The sequence below is a fragment of the Paenibacillus humicola genome (assembly GCF_028826105.1).
Lineage (GTDB): Bacteria > Bacillota > Bacilli > Paenibacillales > Paenibacillaceae > Paenibacillus_Z > Paenibacillus_Z humicola.
This window is the reverse complement of sequence record NZ_JAQGPL010000001.1, coordinates 2357007-2378520: the sequence shown is the minus strand read 5'-3', so window position 1 is coordinate 2378520 and position 21514 is coordinate 2357007. Positions and strand designations below refer to the sequence as shown.

21 protein-coding genes are annotated in these 21514 nt (G+C 58.4%); 3 read left to right on the top strand and 18 right to left on the bottom strand.

Going from position 1 to position 21514, the window contains the following annotated elements; genetic code table 11:
* Nucleotides 1-3: 3 nt before the first annotated feature.
* Nucleotides 4-276, top strand: a complete 273-nt coding sequence (locus tag PD282_RS11030) for a hypothetical protein (RefSeq protein WP_274650732.1) — start codon at nucleotides 4-6, stop codon at nucleotides 274-276.
* Here PD282_RS11030 and PD282_RS11025 read toward each other — a convergent pair.
* The 6 genes from PD282_RS11025 to PD282_RS11000 form a co-directional block, all read right to left on the bottom strand.
* Nucleotides 264-812: a GNAT family N-acetyltransferase gene (locus PD282_RS11025; protein WP_274650731.1), complete on the bottom strand. Its 549-nt coding sequence runs from the start codon at nucleotides 810-812 to the stop codon at nucleotides 264-266. The genes PD282_RS11030 and PD282_RS11025 overlap by 13 nt on opposite strands.
* A gap of 7 nt (nucleotides 813-819) precedes the next feature.
* On the bottom strand, nucleotides 820-2694 hold the full coding sequence (locus PD282_RS11020; RefSeq protein WP_338045175.1) for an LTA synthase family protein: 1875 nt from the start codon (nucleotides 2692-2694) through the stop codon (nucleotides 820-822).
* 106 nt (nucleotides 2695-2800) lie between these two features.
* A complete protein-coding gene (locus PD282_RS11015; RefSeq protein WP_274650729.1) occupies nucleotides 2801-3139 on the bottom strand; it encodes a L,D-transpeptidase in 339 nt (112 codons plus the stop codon).
* Between the two features lie 189 nt (nucleotides 3140-3328).
* On the bottom strand, nucleotides 3329-3703 hold the full coding sequence (locus PD282_RS11010; protein ID WP_274650728.1) for a hypothetical protein: 375 nt from the start codon (nucleotides 3701-3703) through the stop codon (nucleotides 3329-3331).
* Nucleotides 3704-3785: 82 nt separating this feature from the next.
* Complete coding sequence (locus PD282_RS11005; protein ID WP_274650727.1) at nucleotides 3786-5222, bottom strand: stalk domain-containing protein; 1437 nt, start codon at nucleotides 5220-5222, stop codon at nucleotides 3786-3788.
* Nucleotides 5223-5307: 85 nt separating this feature from the next.
* On the bottom strand, nucleotides 5308-5877 hold the full coding sequence (locus PD282_RS11000; protein WP_274650726.1) for a bifunctional transcriptional activator/DNA repair enzyme AdaA: 570 nt from the start codon (nucleotides 5875-5877) through the stop codon (nucleotides 5308-5310).
* A 163-nt stretch (nucleotides 5878-6040) separates the two neighbouring features.
* On the opposite strand from PD282_RS11000, the gene PD282_RS10995 reads away from it, so the two are divergent.
* Nucleotides 6041-6952: a DNA-3-methyladenine glycosylase family protein gene (locus tag PD282_RS10995; protein WP_274650725.1), complete on the top strand. Its 912-nt coding sequence runs from the start codon at nucleotides 6041-6043 to the stop codon at nucleotides 6950-6952.
* A gap of 180 nt (nucleotides 6953-7132) precedes the next feature.
* Here PD282_RS10995 and PD282_RS10990 read toward each other — a convergent pair whose 3' ends face one another.
* Complete coding sequence (locus PD282_RS10990; protein ID WP_274650724.1) at nucleotides 7133-7963, bottom strand: sugar phosphate isomerase/epimerase family protein; 831 nt, start codon at nucleotides 7961-7963, stop codon at nucleotides 7133-7135.
* A 170-nt stretch (nucleotides 7964-8133) separates the two neighbouring features.
* Here PD282_RS10990 and PD282_RS10985 point away from each other — a divergent pair, with 170 nt between their 5' ends.
* Entirely contained in the window at nucleotides 8134-8778 is a 645-nt protein-coding gene (locus tag PD282_RS10985) for a metal-dependent hydrolase (protein ID WP_274650723.1), read from the top strand.
* Between the two features lie 160 nt (nucleotides 8779-8938).
* Here PD282_RS10985 and PD282_RS10980 read toward each other — a convergent pair whose 3' ends face one another.
* The 11 genes from PD282_RS10980 to PD282_RS10930 all read right to left on the bottom strand — a co-directional run bounded on the left by PD282_RS10980 (nucleotide 8939) and on the right by PD282_RS10930 (nucleotide 21421).
* Nucleotides 8939-9481: a hypothetical protein gene (locus tag PD282_RS10980; protein WP_274650722.1), complete on the bottom strand. Its 543-nt coding sequence runs from the start codon at nucleotides 9479-9481 to the stop codon at nucleotides 8939-8941.
* On the bottom strand, nucleotides 9478-9819 hold the full coding sequence (locus tag PD282_RS10975) for a DUF2512 family protein (protein WP_274650721.1): 342 nt from the start codon (nucleotides 9817-9819) through the stop codon (nucleotides 9478-9480). Before PD282_RS10975 ends, PD282_RS10980 begins: the two co-directional genes overlap by 4 nt.
* A 137-nt stretch (nucleotides 9820-9956) precedes the next feature.
* Entirely contained in the window at nucleotides 9957-10463 is a 507-nt protein-coding gene (locus tag PD282_RS10970) for a hypothetical protein (protein WP_274650720.1), read from the bottom strand.
* A gap of 78 nt (nucleotides 10464-10541) precedes the next feature.
* A complete protein-coding gene (locus PD282_RS10965) occupies nucleotides 10542-11834 on the bottom strand; it encodes a hypothetical protein (protein ID WP_274650719.1) in 1293 nt (430 codons plus the stop codon).
* On the bottom strand, nucleotides 11831-12928 hold the full coding sequence (locus PD282_RS10960) for a DUF58 domain-containing protein (protein ID WP_274650718.1): 1098 nt from the start codon (nucleotides 12926-12928) through the stop codon (nucleotides 11831-11833). The genes PD282_RS10965 and PD282_RS10960 overlap by 4 nt, the downstream gene beginning before the upstream one ends.
* Before the next feature lie 30 nt (nucleotides 12929-12958).
* The gene (locus PD282_RS10955) at nucleotides 12959-13924 is read right to left on the bottom strand and encodes an AAA family ATPase (RefSeq protein ID WP_274650717.1); all 966 of its coding nucleotides are present in this window, start codon (nucleotides 13922-13924) and stop codon (nucleotides 12959-12961) included.
* Nucleotides 13925-14159: 235 nt separating this feature from the next.
* Nucleotides 14160-15434, bottom strand: coding sequence for a serine--tRNA ligase (serS, locus tag PD282_RS10950; RefSeq protein WP_274650716.1), 1275 nt, complete (start codon nucleotides 15432-15434; stop codon nucleotides 14160-14162).
* A 347-nt stretch (nucleotides 15435-15781) separates the two neighbouring features.
* Nucleotides 15782-16645: a putative RNA methyltransferase gene (locus PD282_RS10945; RefSeq protein WP_274650715.1), complete on the bottom strand. Its 864-nt coding sequence runs from the start codon at nucleotides 16643-16645 to the stop codon at nucleotides 15782-15784.
* A gap of 310 nt (nucleotides 16646-16955) precedes the next feature.
* Complete coding sequence (locus PD282_RS10940) at nucleotides 16956-18764, bottom strand: ABC transporter ATP-binding protein (RefSeq protein WP_274650714.1); 1809 nt, start codon at nucleotides 18762-18764, stop codon at nucleotides 16956-16958.
* Nucleotides 18765-18819: 55 nt separating this feature from the next.
* The gene (locus PD282_RS10935) at nucleotides 18820-20568 is read right to left on the bottom strand and encodes an ABC transporter ATP-binding protein (protein WP_274650713.1); all 1749 of its coding nucleotides are present in this window, start codon (nucleotides 20566-20568) and stop codon (nucleotides 18820-18822) included.
* A gap of 319 nt (nucleotides 20569-20887) precedes the next feature.
* Nucleotides 20888-21421: an ADP-heptose synthase gene (locus tag PD282_RS10930; RefSeq protein ID WP_274650712.1), complete on the bottom strand. Its 534-nt coding sequence runs from the start codon at nucleotides 21419-21421 to the stop codon at nucleotides 20888-20890.
* Between the last annotated feature and the right edge of the window lie 93 nt (nucleotides 21422-21514).

Sequence of the window (21514 nt, the reverse complement as noted above, 5' to 3'; positions counted from 1 at the left end):
GCGATGAATGTTGTCATGAACGAAGAATTCCTTAACGAAACGGTCGTATTTGAAGGCAACCATTATATCGGGTGCTCGTTTACCGATTGCACGATCCTGATCACTTCGCCCGATTTCGATTTCGACCGCTGTACGTTTATCGGCTCTTCCTTTCAGGTCGATCCGAATTTGGAAATCGGCCTGACGGCGCCGGCTGCGGCCATCGGCTTGGGGCCGGTTCTCCCGGAAGCGGAGGACGCCGGTGGGGCCGTTTCGCCGGACGGCTATTTGCGGTAAGCCCGTGCATGAAACGCCGCAATGTGCCGAAACAGCTCTTCGCCGTCCGCAGGCAGCGGGTTCCCGGGATCAAACGAAAGCGTCATCGCCCGGTAACGCTCGGGAACCCAAATGTAGCGGTGAACGTAACCGGTCAGCGCAAAGCCGCATTTTTGCCAGAAGCGGATCCGCCGCTCGTTCGTCTCGCCCGGCTCGCACTCGACTTCGATTAAGATGCCGCGGAGCCGCTGCGAACGTCTCGCCCAATCGGCGATCCGCCGAACGAATTCGGCGCCGATGCCGGTGCTCCGCCGCTTTTCCCGGACGGCAAGATAGTCGATCAGGAGCATCCGCCCCTCCTCCGTCTCGCCGGCAATCGCCATGGCGACGGTCTCCCCGCCGGACAGCCCGACGTAAAGCCGGCACATTCCTTTCGTAAACATGGCGCGGATAATCGCCTCGCTTTTCCGGCCTTCCTTCGGAAACGCCTCGTCGTACAGCTGCGCAGCCGCCGGCCAGTACGTTTCGTCCAACTGCTCCAAAATGACGATATCCATCTTCGCTTCAGCCCTTAATCGCCGATTTCCTTTCGGGTAATGAGGCGGCATAAGAATCGGACATGCCGATCAGCTCGTACGCCCGCTCGAACTCGTCCCGGGTGACGGCCCCGGCGGACGCGGCTCCGCCGTTCAACGGATAAACGGTTCCGTCTTCGTAGCCCGTGCCGGGCACGAAAGCCCCTTGACCGGTAATAAGCGACCCGGACGGCAAATAATAACGCTGCGGGAGGAAATTGACCGTCTGGTTGAACAAATCCTGCCCGAAATGCAGCTGATCGTTCAGCGATATCCCGAGCAAATTCGCCGCCGTCGGAAAAATATCCGATTGGCCGCCGATCTGCTCCATCTGCTGTCCGTCTTTGCCCGGAACGGATACGATCAGCGGGATATTCATCATATCGGTGACGCCGTATTCGCGTTTATAGAAGCCGTTCATCAGCTCCCGTTCCCTGCTGTTCAGCGAATAGATGGGCAAGCCCTGGTGATCGCCGTACAGGACGACCACGCTGTTCTCCCAAACGCCGCTTGCTTTCAGCTTCGCAATGAACTGTCCCAGAGCAAAATCCGCGTAATTTTGCGCCTCCAGATAATCCCCGACCATCGTGTCCCTGTATTGCTCCGGCAGCCCGATCCTTACCTTGCGCTCCGGAATGCCGAACGGGTGGTGTCCGGACATGGAGATCACCTGTGCGTAAAAAGGCTTCCCGCTTCGGTCCATCTCCGCCAGCTTGGCGGCCGTCTTGTCGTACAGCACCTCGTCCGACGCAGCGAACATGACCGGGTCCTCATCGCCGAAAAAGCCGTGGTCGTAATACGTGCCCCAACCGAGCGCCTGGTACAGCTGGTCACGGTTCCAGAAGCTGACGTCGTTCGTGTGAAACGTCGCCGTATCGTAGCCGGCGGCGGCAAGCCGCTTCGGCATGCTCGGCAGCGCCTTGTCGGCGTAGATTTCCGCGGCGGCGCCGTTCGGCGGAATATACAGAGAAGTATTGACGACAAACTCGGCGTCCGACGTATTTCCCGGACCGACCTGCTGGAAGAAATGAGGAAAATAATAACTTCTGTCCGCGAGCGCATTCATGTTCGGCGTTATTTCCTTGCCGTCGATTTTCAGACCGATCAGAAAATTTTGAAACGCTTCAAGCTGTATGATAATAAGATTTTTGCCCTGCGCGGCCTGCCATAATGCGGGCTTCGCCGGCTGCGCGACGCCTTTAGCCCGGTCGATCTTCTCCTGCGTCACGTCAACGGAGTTGAACGCAGGCATGGTCGGCTTCGCGAAGGCGACATACACCTCATAATTTAAAATGCCCATTCCCTGCGCCTGCATAAATTCATTCATGCTGTCCATATGCGGAACGATGCTGCCGATACAGGCGGCGAGCGAAACCGCCGTGCCGGCTCCGGCCCAGCTTCGCCGTCCGCGGACGGCAATCCGCCGCCCCCAGGCTCTCGCTTTCCGGCGGAACAGCAGCAGTCCGCCCAACACGACGATATCGGTGAAGATGAACAGATAGTACGGCGCAAGCAGCGAAATGACGCTGCTGTTCACATCCGACACTTGATTGACCTGCCGCAGCTCGTGGAAGGTAACGATGACGCCGAAATATTTGTAATACATGATGACGGCAAAATAAATGCCGGTCAAAATAAGATCGAATACCAGATAGGCGCCCAGCTTGCGGCGGTATAACGCCAGCTCCACAAGGCAGAATAGGAACCAGACGGACGGGATCCCCGTCGCCAGCATCAGCCACAGACTGCTTCCGCTGCCGTGAAAGACGACGCTCCACACGACAGCCAGTTTAACCGCCATAATGAGCGTAAAGAACAGGAACGGTTTCGAAAGCACCGCGCGCAAACGATGCAAGAAGGGCACATCCATCAACTCCCGATGCATAATCCTATCTATTATAGACGAATCAGCCGGGATAGAAAAGCGCGCGGCCGGGAGCCCGCGCTTGGAAAGTTCGTGCATTGGGAAGCTAGGGACGGATCGTCACGCGGGTATGAATCGGCACGAGCTGCGATAAAGCGACGACATCGGCGTTATACATACGGATGCAGCCGTGTGAAACCTCTCTTCCGATCGAGGCGGGATCGTTCGTCCCGTGAATCCCGTAATGCGGCTTCGAAAGTCCCATCCAGAATGCCCCGTAAGGGCCGCCCGGATTGGCCTGTTTATTGATGATCGTAAACTCGCCTTTCGGCGTCTTCGTGACCATTTTGCCGATACCGACGGGAAATCCGCGCACGACGATGTTTCCGTCCAGCAAATAAAGCTGTCTGTCCGACAAATCGACGATAATCCGATAGGATGGCATAAGCGGCCGGTCACCTCTCATCCGTTTATCCTATCGTATGTCTGCAGAACCGGTGACGCTCCCCGCAATGATAAGCCGGATGGATGGTTAATGGCTGATGCCGGATAAAAGAACGCCGATCAAGGACAGCGCCGTCGCCGGAACGCGGGAAAACAGCCGGCCCGTTTGCCGGACCGGCCGCTTTTCGGTTCAGACGAGCGCGCCGTTTCGTTCGACGATCCGCATCGCCTGCTCGTAGTCTTTTTCATTCACGACGGCCGTCAGAACTATGTTTTTGCCTCTGACTTCGTTGTCCTCGCCGCCCGAGCTCATGCCGCTCGCGCTCACGCTTGCCGCCGCCAAAATGCCCGCGTCGCGGCTGTCGAAATCGCCTCCGAGCGTCAAATAGCCGAGACCCGGAAAATCGCTCGTAATCGGGTTCATGATCCGGTCGCTGCCGTCGCCCGGGTAACCGTCCACCCGGTCGATCGAGCTGGCCGTCAGCGCAAGCTGCTTCAGCTCGGACAATGCCTTTTCCGCCTGCTCCGGACGGTCAAAAAAGGCCAGGATATTTCTGTCCGCCATATGTCCACCTACTTCGTCGCATGATATTGAAGCTCGGCTTTAATATGGCTTCTAGGGCCTGAAATTAACCCGTCGAACCAGATTACGGGTTCGTTATGGCGAGCGTGGCGGACGACTGGTCCCAGTTCACGCTAAAGCCGAGCTGCCTCAGGACGTCCGCCGAAACCAGGGTCGCTCCCGGCATCGCTTTGGCCGCGTTCGGAATTTGGACGGTCGTGCCGCCGATGAGGACGCTCCGGTCGCCCAGCTTGAACGCAGCCGTACGGTCGCCGTTCTTCAAGGTATACGTCATCGTCCCGTCCGGGCCGGTCCGGACGCCGAAGGTCATGCCCAAGGATTTGGCCGCCGCCCTCGCGGGAACCTGAACGGCACCGCCGGAAATCATCGCCGGGAAAGCGGTATCGAGCAGCGCGCCGTTGACAATTACCGTGACCGCCCGGCTGGCGCGTATCGGCCGGTACACCATTCCGTCGACGGGGGAAGTCGGATCGGCTCCGGCTTCGTACCACCGGTCGCCGCCCCAGCCCCATATCCGGCCCTGCCCGTCGATCGCCAAATTATGATGCCAGCCGGCGGCAATCGCCCGAATACCGGAGAGATTGCTTATTTTCCCGCTCTTCCCGTTCGCCGTTCGGCCGTACGCATAAACGTCCCCGGATACCGTCAGCAGCAGCACGCAGCCGTTTCCGGCGCTGATATCGGCTATTTTCAGCTCGGGATGAAATAATGAAGGCCGGCCCGCGACCGTTTCGTAACGGGCATTGATTCCCGGCTTGTACACGCTCGCCAGCTTCCAGCTCCATGCCCGGCCCAACCGGTCGACACCGTAAGCCTGCTCATCGAAAGCGGAAACCCGCTTCATCGCCGGCAGTCCCGCGACTTTGGACGGCCTCGAAATCATGACGGCGCCCGAATCGGCATTGATAGCCGTTTGCCACCACCATACTTCACCGCCGGAAGTGACCGCATAAGCGATTCCGCTTATGTTTGCTCCGGCAATTGCAGCCGCAGGTTTAATCGGTACGTGCTTCAGATTTCGTCCGCCAGAATCGCCGCCGATCGCCCAAGTAACAATCCCGCCGTCCTTCTGCAGCGCGTATCCGGCGCCGGCCGTCAGCATGACGGACCGGACATCCTTTAAACCCGGAATCTGCCTGGGCAGACCGGCGGAGCCCCCCCATTCCCATACCGTTCCGTCGGATTTGACCGCAAGCTGATCCGCGACGGACACGATATGCGACAGCCCCGTGAGCCGAACCGGCGCTTCTACGACGCCGACGGTCGGATGCTCTTGTGTGCCGAGCTCGCCGAACAGATTCCGTCCCCACGTCCAGACCGATCCGTCCTTGCGAACAGCCACGGAATGGAATTCACCGGCTTCAACGCCGATAAAAGCGTAAGGGGCGGATGAAAAAGCTTGCGGCGGCGAATGCCCTTCCGCCTGCGCAGGAAGGGCAAACAATACCGCCGCTGCCGCTGCTGCAGCGAAACGAGTAAATTTTTTTATCGAGCCATGCATGCTATCGACCTCCTATTGAATGGAAACCGATAGAATAGACGCTTTATCTTCCTGTAATGTTACGTTTTTCCATTAAAAAGCCGATTTACTGCGTGCGATCCGTCCGGCAGGCGCTGCGGAATGCGGTCGGAGTCATGCCCGTCTGCTTCTGAAACAAGGTCGCAAAGTGTGCGGCGTTCGGTATGCCTACCTCGGCGGCGACCGCCGAGACCGGTTTATCCGAGGCCGCAAGCGTTTCTTTGGCTCTCTCGATACGGACGCGCTGCATATAAACGGCCGGCGTCGTTCCTTTTATCCGTTTGAACGTCCGCTGCAGGTGAAAAGGGCTGCCGTGGAACAATTCGGCCAGCGCGCCGAGCGAGAGAGGTTCCCCGTACCGGCTGTCGATCCAGCCTGCGATGCGCTCCGTCCACGCTTCATCCGGGCTCAGCGGGTCCGACGGTCGGCACCGCTTGCAGGGGCGGAAACGCGCCAAAAGCGCCTGCTCCGCATCGGAAAAAATGATGACGTTCGCTCTTAGCGGCGGTTTCGATTTGCAAGAAGGTCTGCAGAACACGCCGGTTGTTTTGACCGCGTAATAAAAAGTCCCGTCGAACGCCGCATCGTTCCGGACAACGGCCTGCCACTGTTCGTCGGTCGGTTTCGTTCCGTTCATCTTCCCACCTCCAACGTCAGTATACCTCTCCGGCAGCCTAATCGTAAGGCAATCGAAGTCGATTGGCAGGATTATAAAATGGAATAGCAAGATTGCCAAAGCGCCGGCGGCCGTTTTATGGTACAACTAGAATAAACGATTGTGCTTGGTCAGGAGGCGCCCGATGCTCACCGAACGACAATTCGCTTGGACGATGCCGGTCCCCGATCCGTTCAGTTATGCGGAAACGGCGGCATATCTGTCCCGTTCCCCCGACGAATGCCTGTACCATATTGACGAAAGCGGCATTTACAAGCTGATCGAACGCTGCGAGGGAGCCGTGCTGGCCCATATCCGCCCTGCTCCGGAAGGCGGACTGGCGATCCGCATCCTGGCCGCCGACGGTCCGGTGGATACGCAGACGAAGCAGGCGGTGGAGCTGTATCTGACGGAATGGTTCGATATGGATACCGACCTCGGCCCGTTTTACGGCCTTGCTGCAGAGGACCCGCTGCTGAAGCCGCTCGCGGAGCGTTTTCGCGGCCTGCGCAACATCGGCATTCCCGATCTATTCGAAGCGCTGTGCTGGGGCATACTCGGGCAGCAAATCAATCTTGCTTTTGCTTATACGCTCAAGAAACGTTTCGTGGAGACGTTCGGTTCCGAGGCCGTCTGGGAGGAGCGATCGTACCGGCTCTTTCCGAAGCCGGAGCGGATAGCGGCGCTCGATCCGCGGGAGCTGACGCGGCTTCAGATCACGTCGAGGAAAGCCGAATATTTAATCGGAACCGCGCAGCTGATTGCTGACGGAAGCTTGACCAAAGCCGATCTGCTGGAAGCGGAAAGCCTGGATCTGGCCGAGAAACGGCTTGTCGGCATTCGCGGCATCGGCCCTTGGACGGCCAACTACGTGCTGATGCGCTGCCTGCGGCATCCGGCGGCTTTTCCGATTGACGACGTCGGTCTGCATAACGCAATCAAAGCGTCGCTCGGTACGGACGCCAAACCGACGGTTGCCGAAATCCGTGCCCTTGCCGCCGGCTGGAAAGGCTGGGAGGCGTATGCGACCTTTTATTTGTGGCGCAGCCTGTATTAAGCGGCGAAAAGGCCGGCGCTCCTTATCGGAACGCCGGCCTTGATTTTCGCACCGCATGCAGCTCCCGGCGCGCCGTATGCGCTGCACGATGCCGTTCGGCCGCATGTGATGAGTATTCGGCAGCGGCCGCGATTACTTTTGTCGGCGCGGCAGAGATCCATGTACCTGTTGGATCGCCGTTCAGGTCGTCTGAAGCATAACCTGCTTGATCCGCTCGATGCCCTCCCACATGTTTCCTTGCCGATCGAATATGATCGATACAGGTGCGTCGCATCCCATTTCGTCCAGGATGGACAGCATCCGGATAAACCGTTCTTCATTCATCACACCGTTTTCGTAATCGGGCTTCGCATGAATGGAATGCGCTTTCGGCGCGCCATACCGGACCCCATCCTCCTTTTCAGCCGCAGCCAGGTTGCCGAAATCGATGATCGTGCTGAAATCGCCGCCGACGCCATCGACAATTTGCGACCAGCTGCTTACCGCAGACGTCAGCTCGCGGAAATTTTCGGTGACGACCGCAACGCCGCTGCCTTCGGCATAACGCTCCAGCTCCTGCAGCGCCTGAACGCTGCGCATTATCGCTTCCTTGTCGTTTGCCGGCTGCTCGCCGGCCACAATCCGGACGGACGCCGCCCCGGCCGCTTTGGCGGTATCGATCCAGCCTTTCAAATATTGGATATCCGAGCTGCGCCGCACCGGATCGGGCGACGATATATCCCCGTAATCGACGAGCAGCGTATGAAATTTGACGTTCGCGTCATCGAATGCCCGGCGCAGTTCAGTCAAATACGTTTCGTCCCGCGAAGGGAAATGAAAATCGCATAATTCCAAAAACGACAGCCCGCGCTCGGCGGCGGCTTTCGGCAGCTCGGTCAGTTCCAGCTCGGACGGCTGATCCTCGATTTTGACCGACTGCGTCTTGGCGGCGTCGTCCCATACCGTCCAGCGCAGCGGCCCCAGGCAGCGGTGCAGGCTCCAGCTGCTGATGGAAAGCCGGTTTTTCAGCATTAAAATCACTCCATTTCGAATAGAATCGATTCTATGACAACGATAACAATTCGACGCCGATAAAACTAGGCGCGCTTATAGCGAGTTCGTATGCGATTTTGTTGCCACATTGTCCCTGAACGTGTATAATAAGCAAACATACATTCGTATTTTTACATAATGGAGGTTTTATGAAAGGTTCTACGCATCTTGCCATCGGCATCGCCATCGGAGCCGCCGCTGCCGCCTATTACCCGTTCGCGCCGGCCAACGCCACGATCTATATCGCCGTCGCGGCTTTTTCGGCGCTGAGCCCCGATCTGGACGGGACGAACATGCTGAGCAGCAAGCTCGGCAAGCTGTCTCACCTGCTGCGAGAGCTGGCCCTTTTCGGCGGCCTCGGCATGATTGCCGCAGCGGTATATTTGTATGTCTTCCGCCATTTGCTTTATCCGAATTTTGCAATTGCCGCTGTCGTTGCGTTTCTTCTCGGCCTGGTCACGAAGGAAGGGATGCTGCGCAACGCGCTTGTCTGTCTGGCGGGCTGCGGACTGATCTATTGGGGACTTCAGACGGGAATGAACTGGCTGACCGGACTCGGCGTTTATATCGCCTGGGTGCCGTGGCTCAATCACCGGGGGCTGTCTCATACGTGCTGGGCGCTGGCGGCATGGTCGGCGATCGGCTGGGGGCTTGAGAAGCAGCTTGCCCTGCAAGGGATCGCAGCCGTGGCGGCTGCGGGCTATTTCTCGCATCTTGCCGCGGACACGCTGACGCCGAGCGGCGTCAAATGGCTCTATCCGCTCTATAAACGGAGCATCAGGCTGCCGCATTAATTGAAAGAAGAAACAGCCGGCCGCCCCATTTGACTGTGAAACAGCTTTTCTTCTCCAGTAATAGAAACCCTAATAATACGACAAAGCCGCCGTTTCGACTTTCGTCGCTGCGGCGGCGCGATTTCTGCCTCGCATTCGATTCGGTTGTTTGACTCCGGGATTACGGCGACAGGGTCGGCCGGTCCTCGCTATCCGCGAAATGGACGGCGGCGGCCGATTCATCCCCGAACGGTACGCCTTTCCGCTTCAGTTCCCGCCTTTCCAGCTCTCCTTCCCAGTCGAGCAGACTTGCCTTAATCCGGTCCAGCTCATCGAGGCAGGAGGTCATCCTGTGAAAAGCGTTTTTCCATCCGAAGGCAGCGGGAGCCTGCTGCTGCTGAATCGTTTCCGGCAGCTTCTCGAAACGGTCTTTATCGCTTCCGATTTGCTGCCGGTATCGCTGCGCGGCTTCCGTGCGAAGCTCATCCAGCCTCTTCGACACCTTCGTCGCTTCCGCGCGGCAGCGCGACAAATCTGCAAGCGGCTTGTTCTGGTCGTGTCCGGCGATCCGCGCTTGCCCGCACGATTCGATCATGGCGGAAAGTCGATCCAGATCGCCCGCAATCGTTTCCGGCACCATTTGACCGCTTTCCAGGGCGGCTGCGGACAGCTCGGCCTTCAGATCCCGGATTTGAAACTGAATGGACGAATGGCGGTCGGTCATGATGCGGTCGTTCCTTCATCCTGAAGGAAATATCGGTGAAAACAAAATTCGGCGATTCCCACAAGGGCCGAAATAATCAGAATTTCGCCGAAGTTCAGACCCCAATCGAAAATATACTCGGCAATCAGCAAATACACGACCGCCAGCAGAAAATCCACAATCGTGGCAATCGTATTGTTCGTCGTTCTTAAAACCCATTGATCGCCGATGATATAAGCGATTACAGTTAAAATCGTCGCCGTCAGCGCGGCTTCCCAGAAATCGGCATCCGAAAACCACATCATCAATAGCGTGACGATGACGCCGTTTATGGCCCATTTGACGATAAAGTTTACCATTCGATCCACTCTCCTTGGATTTGAATTGGACGTATCTACAGGTTGCCCCGGTTTACGTCCGGCTATGTGTAAACGGCAAAGAGACCCTTGGACAAAAAGTCCAAGAGTCTCCGTACGTACGATTTACAGCAATAGGCTTACTGGAAGTAGCCGCTGCCCGGCGTCTGCTGAGATTGCGACGCGGCAGCAGATATCGGCTGATTCTGGGGCTGCGATGCGATCGCGGACATGGATTGCGATGCGGCCGCAGATATCGGCTGGTTCTGGGGTTGCGATGCGATCGCGGGCATGGATTGCGACGCGGCCGCAGATATCGGCTGGTTCTGGGGTTGCGATACGACCGCGGACATCGAGCTTCTTACCTGCTGCTCGGCCTGCTGCAAGCGCTGCTGAATATTTTGAATTTGCCGTTTCTGCGCATCCATTTGCTGCTGCAGCTGGTTCTCGGCAAGCTGAAGCTCGCGCTGGATGTTTTGCAGCTCGATTACAAGCTGGTTGATCTGCATCGAATTCCGGTCCAGACCGACGCTGCGAATCGCCTGCTGCGCCTGCATCCGTTCGAGCTCCTGCCGTTTCTGCATCTGCTCCTGAAATTGCTGGTACGTGAGCTGCTGGCTGTTAAGCGGCTGTCCTTGATTGTCCATGAACGTCTCCTCCTTGAATTTGATCCAAAATTAGGATGCGCCTTGGACTGGAACTTTATGTATATGCCGCTCCCAAAATCAGCGTTTTTTCGGCTCCAATTTAACGGATGAATAAGCATTCAGCTGCTCATCCGTCACTTTTTTCGCGCCGTAGCGGACGCTGTTATACTGCCTCACCAGCTCTTCCGGCAGCGGATCGCCTTTTCCGGCGGCGCGCGCGTCCTCCCTCAGCTCCTCCGGCGTCAAGTATGGCTTGAATGCATAGCCGCTCTTGACCGTGCGGCCGACGCCGAGACGATACAAATAACGAAGCCGCGATTCGTTATCGTGAAGATCCTTCCACCGCTCCCGTTTCTCCCAGCCGATGCTGCGCCGAAAGCGGTCGATAAGCGGCGGTTTTCGCAGGTTTTCCACCTCGTCGGTGTACCCTTGATCGGGCCGGTTTTTATCGCGTCCGAACATGGCGGCCAGCCTGGCGCGAAGCCGGTTGAGCCATTCCGGAAGGCTGCGCAGCTTGCGCAGCAGCAGCCAGAGAGCGGCCAGCACCACCAGAATGGTCAGGCCGTACGTGAGCCAATCCACCCAGTGCGGCAAATGCTTGCCGCTGCCCGGCGGTAAAGCCGGCTGCTGCGGCAGCGCCGGCTCCTGCGTCTGCTGCGGCGATTTTGGGGGCGAAAAGGTGAGCAGCCGGTTCAGCCAGCCTCGCACCTGCTCCCACAAGGCGCCGAATATCGCCTGCAGCTGATACGACAGAACGATCAGAACGGCAATTCCCGTGATGACCGCGACAAGCAGCCGGTTGTGCTTGCGAACGGTCGGTTCGATCCGCGGCTTGTCGTCCGCGGACAGCGCTTCGTCGTTTACGAAGCCGCGATTGAGCGCAAACAGCGACAGCAGCAGGGCCGCGATGCCGAAGCCGATCAGCGGCAGCTGCAGCGGACGCATCGGGGCCATCCGTCCAAAAATGCCCGATACGAGAAAATAAACCGCAAGCCCCACGATATAATGCCGGGTCATAAACCGCCTGCTCCACGGCGTGACCGCCGTCATGCCGCCCCGGTAGCAGGCGATCCAAACGGCCAAAGCAGAGGCCGCTCCTGCGCGGCTCAACCCGAAAAGCAGCCACCCGGTCAAAGCGCCGACGATCAAGGCGGCCAGCGCAACGGGAAAAGGATGCCGGAAACGCAGCAGTCCGTTCAGCGCCCGTCCAGCCGGATAGCCCGCCAGTGCCGGCGCGAGCCAGAGCCAATCGCCGGCATCGTGCAGAAAATAAGCGGAAATCATCATGGCCAGGGGCAAAAACATAAGCAGCTCCGCGAGCCCCTGGACGAAAGCAAGTCCGATGGTTCCGATCCGCAAGTCCCGGTTCATGCCGCTCCCCCTTCACGCCGCTCTTCGATCGGCAGCCATTCGGCGCTGTGTCCGGCCCGCCGGAGGCGTTCGACGGCAAGTGCGATTTTGTCGCTCATGAAAGCGGACAGGATGACCAAATCGCAGCGCTCCTCCCGCTCCTCGGCCAATTGAAGCAGCAATTCGTCGAACGGAACGGTGCGCGCGATAACCAGCTTCGCCATACATTCGAGAAGGTACGTCAAATGTTCGTTGCCGCTGCCCATCGGCGTCGCGACCGGCACGCCGGGAACGTCCAGATCGTGCCCGTTCGTAACAAAGCCCGTCTCCAGCCCTTGTTCGGTCGCATACTGGAGCAGCCCCGCCGCATAACGGATTCCCTGCTCGATCAGCGGGGTGTTGTTCACGACCTCCCACATATCCTCGTGATCTTCGACGTTCAGCAGCACGAGAAGCCGGTAATCGGCCGTATAATCCCGGCGGTGCACCTGCAGCTTTCCGGCGCGCGCCGTCGCGCTCCAGTTGACCGACTTCAGCGGATCGCCCGCTTGATAATCGCGCACGCCCGTCACGTAGAACGGGTCCTCGACGATCCAGCGTCGCACTGTAATATCGCCCTGCCAGCTGCGGGAAGGCAGTCTAAGCTCGGGATGCTCCGCAGGCAGCGGATAGACGAGCAGCTCCTCCTGCAGCGGGACCTGGGTCCATTTTTTGAACAGCCCGAACAGATCTCCGGTCGTCAGCGAAGCGCCGGTCAACCGGTAGCAGCCGCGCTGCACGCATTGAACGGCATGACGGCGCGTCAGCTGCTTGTAGCCCATGAGGCTGAACAGGCTTTTATGATTTTGGTAAAATTGACCGTTGCTGACGTCGAAATTGGCGCCGCTTTCGAATTTCAGCCCCGTATGCAGCAGCGATTCGACGCGCAGCCACGGCAGCGGCAGCGCCTTGCGGTTGACAAGCCGTTCGATCATTTCGATCCGGTCGCCCTCGAAGCAGCGGTTTACGCTGAACGTGCGCGTGTAGCTTACCCGTTTCATGGCGAAGCCGCGGAACAGCCACCTCTGGGCCAAAATGACGGCGACAGCGCTTAAAATAAACCAATGGATACCCACCGGCAATCACCTCCGTTCGCCAAGCGCCTGTCAGGACCGCGATGCGAGCGGAGCGTCCGACGGCACCTCGATCGTATTCAGGATGTTTGCGACCAGCTGCTCGGCCGCATCGGCCCGAAGCCGCTGCGCGCTGCGGAGCGCGATGCGGTGCGCCAGTACGGGGACGGCCATCGCCTTCACATCGTCCGGCTGAACGAAATCCCGGCCGCGCAGCGCCGCATGCACTTGGCTGGCGCGCAGCAGCGCCTGGCTGCCCCGCGGGCTGACGCCGAGCGATACGTCCGGATGGCTGCGCGTCGCCTCCACGATCGCGAGCATGTACATCAGCAGATCGTCGCTTACAAAGACACTCGGAAAAGCGTTCTGCGCTTCGGCGATTTCCTCCCGCCCGGCGACAGGCTCCAGGCGGTCGATCGGATTCTCGACGAGAAACCGTTTTAAAATGCCGAGTCCTTCCTCCCTCGTCGGGTAGCCCATTTTCAGCTTAAACAAGAAACGATCGAGCTGAGCTTCAGGCAGCGGGAACGTGCCCTGCTGCTCGACCGGATTTTGCGTCGCAATGACAAGGAAAGGCCGGTCCAAGCGGTGCGTCGTCCCGTCGATGCTGAGCTGCCGCTCCTCCATACATTCGAGCAAGCTCGACTGCGTCCGCGGCGTGGCCCGGTTGATTTCGTCGGCGAGCACGATATTCGCGAAGAGCGGCCCGGGCCGAAATTCGAATTCGGACAGCTTCTGGTTATAGAAATGAATGCCGCTAAGATCGGACGGCAGCAGGTCCGGCGTGAACTGGATCCGCTTGAACGTGCTGTCGATCGATTTTGCCAGCGCCTTCGCCAGCAGCGTTTTGCCGGTTCCCGGAACGTCCTCGAGCAGAACGTGCCCCGACGAAATGATGGCGATCAGCAGCTTGTCGATAATCTCTTCTTTGCCGACGATAACGCTTCCAACATTGGTTCGGATGCGTTCGGCCAACGTGTGGATCGATTGCAGGCTCATCTGGTAAGCGCTCCTCTCATTTTCCATTCAAATAGCGGTTTCAAGCCGATAGAACCAGTATACCGCTTGAGGAAGGGCGGAGCATAGCCCTTTGGGAAAATCTTGCACCGGCCGGGGTGCCGAAGCGTCTGTCAGCGCCCCGGCACCCCGTTATGCAGCCGGCCGAATCTTGCACGCGGCTTCCGGTATTCGCAAGGCCATCTGTCTCGGCGTTTAAACTCCGCTCCAAGCCGCCTTACTTCAGTTCCTCCAATCCGCGGATGTAAGGCCGGAGCGCTTTCGGGATGCGAACCGTGCCGTCCTCGCGCTGATGGCATTCGAGCAGCGGAATGAGGATGCGCGGGCTGGCTGCCATCGTGCCGTTCAGCGTATAGGCGAAGGCGAGCCGACCGTTTTCGTCCCAGTACCGGATATTCGAACGCCGCGCCTGATAATCGAGCAGCAGCGATGCCGAATGCGTTTCGCCATACGCGTTCCGGCTCGGCATCCACGTCTCGATGTCGAACTGCTTGTAATTTTTGGCCGACAAATCGCCGGCGCATACCGCCACGACCCGGTAGGGCAGCTCGAGCAGCTGCAGCAGCCGTTCCGCGTGAGCGGTGATCCGCACGAGCAGTTCCTCCGCAAGCGTCAAATCGGCGCGGCACAGGACGACTTGCTCCACCTTAGCAAATTGGTGTACCCGGTACAGCCCGCGTACGTCGCGGCCTGCCGAACCGACCTCGCTCCGGAAGCAGGGCCCCGCGGCGGCAAGCAGCAGCGGCTGGCTTAAATCGAGCGTCTCCCCGGCATAATACGAAACAAGCGGCACCTCCGCCGTGCCGGCCAAAAACAGGTTCTCGCCATCGACGGCAAAGCTCTGGTCGCGGCTTGCGGGAAAAAATCCGGTTCCGACAAACGCCTCCTCCTTCGTCATCGCCGGCAGTTCAAGCAGCGTAAAACCTTGCTCGAGCAGCAGATCGACCGCCAGCTGCTGGACCGCGCGATGAAGCAGCGCACCGTTTCCTTTCAGCACATATTGCCGCGAACCTCCGATCTTGACGCCGCGATCGACATCGATCAGGTCCAGCAGGCGGCCCAGCTCGACGTGATCCTTCGGGGCGAATTCAAATTGCGGCGGCTGACCGTCCGTTCGCAGCTCCACATTGTCCCGGTCGTTATCCCCTTCCGGCGTATCCGGCGATATCAAATTCGGCACAAGCCGCATCAGCCGGTCAAACTCCTCTCGGGCGTCCCTCAGCCCGGTCTCTGCCAGAGCCAGCCTGTCGTGCAGCGCTGCAGCCTCCTTCTTCTTCTCCTCCGCTTCCCGTATCCGTCCGCCTCGCAACAGCTCACTAATGGCGGCGGCAAACCGGTTACGCTCTTCCCGCAGCTTCTCCGCCGCCGCCATCTGCATGCGGCGCCAGTCGTCAGCGGCGATCAGCTCCTTCACGTCAAACGGAATTTTTCTCCGGATTGCGGCTTCCTGAACTTCCTTCGCCCGCAAGCGGATCATTTTCATGTCCAGCATGGGTGAAACACTCCTTTTCGCGAACAAAAATAAGCGCTCCTCATCCGTCCATGGGACGAGGAGCGCGCTCGCGGTGCCACCCAAATTGCCGGACGCACAGGTCCGGCCATCTCGATCCGCCGGTAACGGGGCGGTGCCGGAATACTTAGAGGACGCCTTTTCGAGGCCGCTTGAGCCTTGGGACATCCCGGTCGTAACGCCTCCGAGTTGGATGCTCTTCATCGGCATGATCGGACTGTTTGATTATTGCCGCTTATTATATCGCTTGATGACCTGTCATGCAAGGGGCAGGCACACCGGTTTCGGACGGCTGCCCGTGGCGAACAGGTTGGCGGAATTGCCGCCGATCACCTTTTTCTCCCAATCAGCATCGTCAAATCAACCGTAATTTCACCGCCGACCGAGTCCATTGCGCGCTGCACCTCCTCTTCCGGCGCCGCCCACGACAAAGGCGTCATGCGGAAAAGATGTTCCCGCAGCGAAGGGTCCAGCTTGACCTCGTACCGGACGCGCTCTTCCCGCAGGAGCTCGAAGCGAGTGCGGAAAAGACCGGCGGCCGAATCGCCCGGATGAGTTCTTCTGAACGACGAGCCGTATAGCTTTACGCGCAATTGACGGAGATAATCGTTCCCGGGGACGATTTTCAGCGCAATTCCGCCCGGTACGAGCAATCGCTGAAATTCCGCATAGCGGGACGGGGACAAAATGTTCAGAATCGCATCGAAACAGCCGTCTTGAAACGGGCACTCGGCAATATCCGCCGCGCACCAGACGAGATCCGGATGCTGCCTTGCGGCGATCCTCACACCTTCTTTCGCGATATCCAGCCCGGCCCCGATTACGCCGCGCTCCGTCTTTCTTATAAGCTCCTCCCGCAAAAAAGCCAGATGGGAGCCCTCACCGCAGCCGGCGTCGAGGATGGCTATCCGCTCCCCGCTTGCCTGCAGCAGAAGCGACAGCTCGCTTCCGGCCCGTTCCAGCAGCGGTCTGAAAAATCCGCTTCGGACGATTGCCGCACGCGATTCGAACATGCTTTTGCCGTATCCGGATTTGGGCGGCCGCCGAAGAAAATTGACGTAGCCCTGCCGGGCAATATCGAAGCCGTGGCGGCGGGAGCAGATCAGACTTTTGCCGCTGATCAGCCGCATGGCGTCATGACAAATCGGACAACGGAACAGGCCTTCATGGCCGAAAAAAAACGAATTACTCATTTATATGCACCCTTTCATTCGATTTCGGTGAATGAAAAAAGGCACAGTCAAACAAACCCGCGCATCACGAACAAAAAAACGCGGGGCTGCATACCGTGCCTTTTCTTACCTTAAACGAACGAAAGTTGTGCAGTTCATCGTCGTAACAACCTCACAAGAAACGATTTGGGATCGGAAGTCCCGAACCTTATTTTATCTTCGACGGAGGATCTGAAGCAAGGGGAATCCGGCAAGTGCACAGCCGATCTCTCGGCTTCCTGAAGAAAAGCCCCCTTACTCCAAAATTCGGGTAAGGAGGCTGGCAGGGCTTCTACGCGCCTGTCTGCAGCGCAAGCGCCTGCTGCATTTCGAATTGCGTCGTATACAGCTTGCGGTACAGCCCGTCCGTCTTCATCAGTTCGTCGTGGGTGCCCTGCTCGGAAATCCGGCCGTCCTGAACGACCAAAATCAGGTCGGCATCCCGGATCGTCGACAGCCGGTGCGCGATAATGAAGGCGGTCCGTCCGTGCAGCACATGCTGCAGCGCTTCTTGAATATGCTGCTCCGTTTCCGTGTCGACGCTCGACGTCGCCTCGTCCAAAATGAGAATACGCGGATCCGACAGCAGCACCCGGCCGAACGCGAGCAGCTGGCGCTGGCCGACGGACAGCTTTGAGCCGCGCTCCTCGACCTGTGTGTCGTAGCCGTCCGCAAACTGCGAAACGAACCGGTCGATCCGGACATGCCCGGCCGCGGCGCGCAGCGCTTCGTCCGACGCTTCCTCGTTGCCGTAGCGCAAATTTTCCTCGATGGTGCCGGAGAAAATAAACGAGTCCTGCAGCACGATGCCCATCTGCCGGCGCAGCGAAGACAGCGTCACGTCCCGCACGTCCTGCCCGTCGATCAAAATCCGCCCGCCGGTCGCGTCGTAAAACCGCATCAGCAGGTTGACGATGGTGCTTTTGCCTGCGCCGGTCGGCCCGACGATCGCAACGCGCTGGCCCGGCCGAATATGCAGGTTGACGCCGCGCAGCACCTCCGGCTTATCCGCTCCGTACCGGAACGACACGTTGTCGAATACGACCTCGCCGCCAATCGGCTTCATCTCCCGCGCGTTGGAGCGGTCCTTCACTTCCGGCTCGGTATCGAGAACCTCGAAAATCCGCTCGGCCGAAGCCATGGCGGACAGCACCTGGCTGTACACCTTCGACAAGGCGCTGAGCGGTCCCCAAAAGCGCCAAAGGTAATTGATGAACGCCATCATAAAACCAAGCGTAAAAGCCTCGTTCATGACCTGCCGGGCGCCGAACCAGATAACGATGCAGGTTCCGAGCATGCCGATCATTTCGACGAGCGGCCAAACGGTCGATTCCAGCGTCACGGCCCGCATGAAGGCTTGTTTGTTGTTCGCGTTCAGCTGCTCGAACCTCGCGTTATTCGTCTTTTGGCGGGAAAACGCCTGGATGACGCGGATCCCCTGAATCGTTTCGTTCAGATTGCCGTTGATGGCCGACATCGTTTTGCGCGAGCGCGTCCAAGCCCCTTCGATCTTCGGCTGCAGCTTGGCGACGATCAAATACAGCAGCGGCATCGTCACAAACGAAAGCAGTGCCAGCTTCCAATCCATCCACAGCAAAATCGCGACGATGCCGACCAAATGCGTCGTCTCCATCACAATGGTAATGAGGCCGCCGTTAATAAGCTCGCCGATCGCATTCGTGTCGTTCGTAATCCGGGACATAATTTTTCCCGCCGGCCTTCCGTCGAAGAAGCGGAACGACAGCATCTGCAAATGATCGAACAGCTGCTGGCGCAAATCGTACAAAATCCGCTGACCGGTAAAATTGATCATCTTCGTGTGAAAATAACCGAGCAGCCAGCTGATCAGCCGGATCGCAAGCAGCGACGCGCCGATCCAATGAATGACGGCAAAATGCTTCGGCGTGATGCCGTCGTCGATCATATACCCGAGCAGCAGCGGCTCGGCCAGACTAAGCACCATATTGACGAGGACGATCGCGATAATGAAGCCCAGCACGCTTCGGTAGGGCAGCGCGTAACGCATCAGCCTTTTCATGTACGTCCGGTTAAACGGCTTCTCTTCAATCTCGTCGTCGGAATCCCATTCGAATTGACTCATGTCCGCCTCCTTTATTTAATGTCATTAATGACTTATGCCATTAGTTATCAGTCTTTTACCGCGCGGCGGCCGCTTCCTGCTGCTTGAACAGATTCCGGAAAAACCCTTCCTGCGCGTGCAGCTCCTTATGCGTCCCCTGCTGGACGATCCGTCCGCGGTCCAGCACGACAATCCGGTCGGCCCGCTGCACGGACGAAAGCCGCTGTGCGATGATGAACGTCGTGCGCCCCTTCATCACTTCGAGCAGCGCCTCGTGAATCGCGGATTCCGTCGCCGTATCGACGCTGGCGGTCGCTTCGTCGAGGACGAGAATCGGCGGGTCCATCAGAATCGCCCGGGCAAGCGCGACCCGCTGCCGCTGGCCGCCGGACAGCCCTACGCCCCGCTCTCCGATCAGCGTATCGTAGCCGTACGGCATCTGCTCGATGAAGGTATGGATTTGCGCCTTGCGCGCCGCCCATTCGATCTGCTCCTGCGTCGCGTCCGGCACGCCGTAAGCGATGTTGTCGCGGATCGAAGCCGAGAACAGAAACGTCTCCTGCGGCACGATGCCGATTTTCCGGCGGAGTCCGTCCAGCTCGTATTCACGCACATCGACGCCGTCGATGCGCAGCTTGCCGCGCGACACGTCGTAGAAGCGGGACAGCAGTGCGATCAGGCTGCTTTTGCCCGAGCCTGTCGCGCCGAGCACGGCCACGACTTCGCCCTGCCGGACGTTCAGCGTAATGTCGCGGAGCACGCCGTTGTCTTTGTCCGGGTCCTGATCGGCAAAATGGAACGATACCTGCTCAAACGATACATTGCCGGCGATCCGGGACGGATCGGCCGCATTCGCCGACGGCGACGCAATGGCAACCGGGGTGTCGAGCACCTCGAACACGCGGGGCGCAGCCTTGACCGCCTGCTGAAAAATATTGATTTGCCAGCCCAGCATATTGAGCGGCCAAATGATTCCCCACGTATACCACTGGAACGCCATAAACGTGCCGAGCGTCATTTCGCCTTTCGCCACATACCAGCCACCGAGCCAGATCATGATCAGAAACGTCAGGCCGCCGTAAAAGCCCATCAGCGGAAACGCCTTCGCCTCGATTTTGGCGCGATCCATGTTCGTATCGAAATTTTGTTCGTTCCGGCCCTGAAATTTCGTTTTCTCCGACTGTTCCCTCGCGAACGCTTTGACGACGCGGATGCCGGATATGTTCTCCTGAAGCGTCGTGGTTAACCGGCCCATCTGCTCGCGAATCTGCCCCCAGGCCGGCCCGACCTTCCGGTTGAAGCTCCACAGCGCCAGCATGAGCGGCGGAATGGTCACCATGCTGATCAGGGTGACCTGCCACTGCATGGCCAGCATAAACCCGATCGTGCCGGCGAACGTCAGCACGCCCATGAACATCATCATCGCGCCGAAGCCGATGAAATTTTTGACCGCCTCGATATCGCCCGTCATCCGGGACATCAGCTGTCCGGTCTGCGCCTTGTCGTAGTAGCTGAATGACAGCCGCTGCAGATGGTCGTACAGCTGCTTGCGCAGGGTGAACACGACGTTCTGCCCGACAAGCTCCTGCGAGCGGCCCTGCCAGAACATCCCGATGCTTTTGACGACCTGAACGCCCGCGAGCAGAAACACGTACGTCAGGACAACGGCCATGCTTCCCTGCTGAATGCCTTTATCGAAAATTTCCCGCAGCAGCCAGGGAGCGATCAAATCGACGACGGTACCCAGCATGAGCAGCAGCGTCGACAGGACGACCCATTTGGCGCTCGGCCGCAAATATTTGACCAGCCGTAACAATACATTCATGTTTTCACTCCTTTTTTTTCATTTATTCTTCATTTTGTCCAATAAAAAAGGAGGCTCCGGGCCGCATGGGCTCGAAGTCTCCTTGTACGTACAGCCTAGGCAGAATGTGTGTTCGCCTATAGGGTGCGCAAGAAGCAAGGCCGATGGGCAACGATCCGCTTAAGCCGCCGGTCGCCGAACCGAAGCAAAATCATAGCCATCAGACCCCTTTCGGCAAATTTGACAAATTTAAGAACAAATAAATTTTAACACCCCTTCCCGCGGAAACGCAAGAAGGGGTGAAAATAAATTTTTTTTATAAATTGTTCTTTCCGCGGCGTTACAAATCCCGCGAGGATTCCCATTCCGAAGGCGCGATCCCTTCCTCGACCGCAAATTCGTAATCCTCGATATCGTAAATTTGAACCGGCACCTCCGCCTCGAGCAGACGGTCCTGAAACTCGAATTGGTCGGAAAGCAGCGGCACGTTCAGCTTCATCGACGTCAGGACAAGCTCCGTCTCGATCGGATCGAAATATTCGCCGTACTGGGCGTTGTCCACCGCGTGCACGACGGTGAACTGAATGGTGTCGTTGAGCAGGAGCGGCGGACTTTCGCGCCACGGCATCTGGAGCGCGCGCTCGATTTTCTTACGGTTGAACGGATCCTCGAAAAAGCCGATCAGCTCGGCAATTTTCTGCTTGACGTGTGTGTCGTCCTCGGGATCGTCCATGACCGGCTCCGCGCCGTCCTTCATATCGTAAAGCTCCAGAATCGTCGAATAGGGCAAGACAAAATCGACCGGCCTGCTGGGCACGAGCAATTGTCCATACGTGGCTACCATTACGGCTTCGATTACAAAACGCCGTCGCATTCTATCTCCTCCTGAGAAGTTTTGCGTAAGCAAAACTTGGCTTCGCAAGTATGAGCTGGCGTTTGCAAAACAAACGCTTCTTTGTGGCATCTG

Coding starts and splice junctions, on each gene's coding strand:
- PD282_RS10935 (WP_274650713.1), bottom strand. CDS start 20,568: ATGAATGTATTGTTACGGCTGGTCAAATATTTGCGGCCGAGCGCCAAA.
- PD282_RS11010 (WP_274650728.1), bottom strand. CDS start 3,703: ATGGCGGACAGAAATATCCTGGCCTTTTTTGACCGTCCGGAGCAGGCG.
- PD282_RS10940 (WP_274650714.1), bottom strand. CDS start 18,764: ATGAGTCAATTCGAATGGGATTCCGACGACGAGATTGAAGAGAAGCCG.
- PD282_RS11015 (WP_274650729.1), bottom strand. CDS start 3,139: ATGCCATCCTATCGGATTATCGTCGATTTGTCGGACAGACAGCTTTAT.
- PD282_RS11005 (WP_274650727.1), bottom strand. CDS start 5,222: ATGCATGGCTCGATAAAAAAATTTACTCGTTTCGCTGCAGCAGCGGCA.
- PD282_RS11030 (WP_274650732.1), top strand. CDS start 4: ATGAATGTTGTCATGAACGAAGAATTCCTTAACGAAACGGTCGTATTT.
- PD282_RS10975 (WP_274650721.1), bottom strand. CDS start 9,819: ATGGTAAACTTTATCGTCAAATGGGCCATAAACGGCGTCATCGTCACG.
- PD282_RS11025 (WP_274650731.1), bottom strand. CDS start 812: ATGGATATCGTCATTTTGGAGCAGTTGGACGAAACGTACTGGCCGGCG.
- PD282_RS10945 (WP_274650715.1), bottom strand. CDS start 16,645: ATGAGTAATTCGTTTTTTTTCGGCCATGAAGGCCTGTTCCGTTGTCCG.
- PD282_RS11000 (WP_274650726.1), bottom strand. CDS start 5,877: ATGAACGGAACGAAACCGACCGACGAACAGTGGCAGGCCGTTGTCCGG.
- PD282_RS10985 (WP_274650723.1), top strand. CDS start 8,134: ATGAAAGGTTCTACGCATCTTGCCATCGGCATCGCCATCGGAGCCGCC.
- PD282_RS10980 (WP_274650722.1), bottom strand. CDS start 9,481: ATGACCGACCGCCATTCGTCCATTCAGTTTCAAATCCGGGATCTGAAG.
- PD282_RS10930 (WP_274650712.1), bottom strand. CDS start 21,421: ATGCGACGGCGTTTTGTAATCGAAGCCGTAATGGTAGCCACGTATGGA.
- PD282_RS10970 (WP_274650720.1), bottom strand. CDS start 10,463: ATGGACAATCAAGGACAGCCGCTTAACAGCCAGCAGCTCACGTACCAG.
- PD282_RS10990 (WP_274650724.1), bottom strand. CDS start 7,963: ATGCTGAAAAACCGGCTTTCCATCAGCAGCTGGAGCCTGCACCGCTGC.
- PD282_RS10955 (WP_274650717.1), bottom strand. CDS start 13,924: ATGAGCCTGCAATCGATCCACACGTTGGCCGAACGCATCCGAACCAAT.
- PD282_RS10995 (WP_274650725.1), top strand. CDS start 6,041: ATGCTCACCGAACGACAATTCGCTTGGACGATGCCGGTCCCCGATCCG.
- PD282_RS10965 (WP_274650719.1), bottom strand. CDS start 11,834: ATGAACCGGGACTTGCGGATCGGAACCATCGGACTTGCTTTCGTCCAG.
- serS (WP_274650716.1), bottom strand. CDS start 15,434: ATGCTGGACATGAAAATGATCCGCTTGCGGGCGAAGGAAGTTCAGGAA.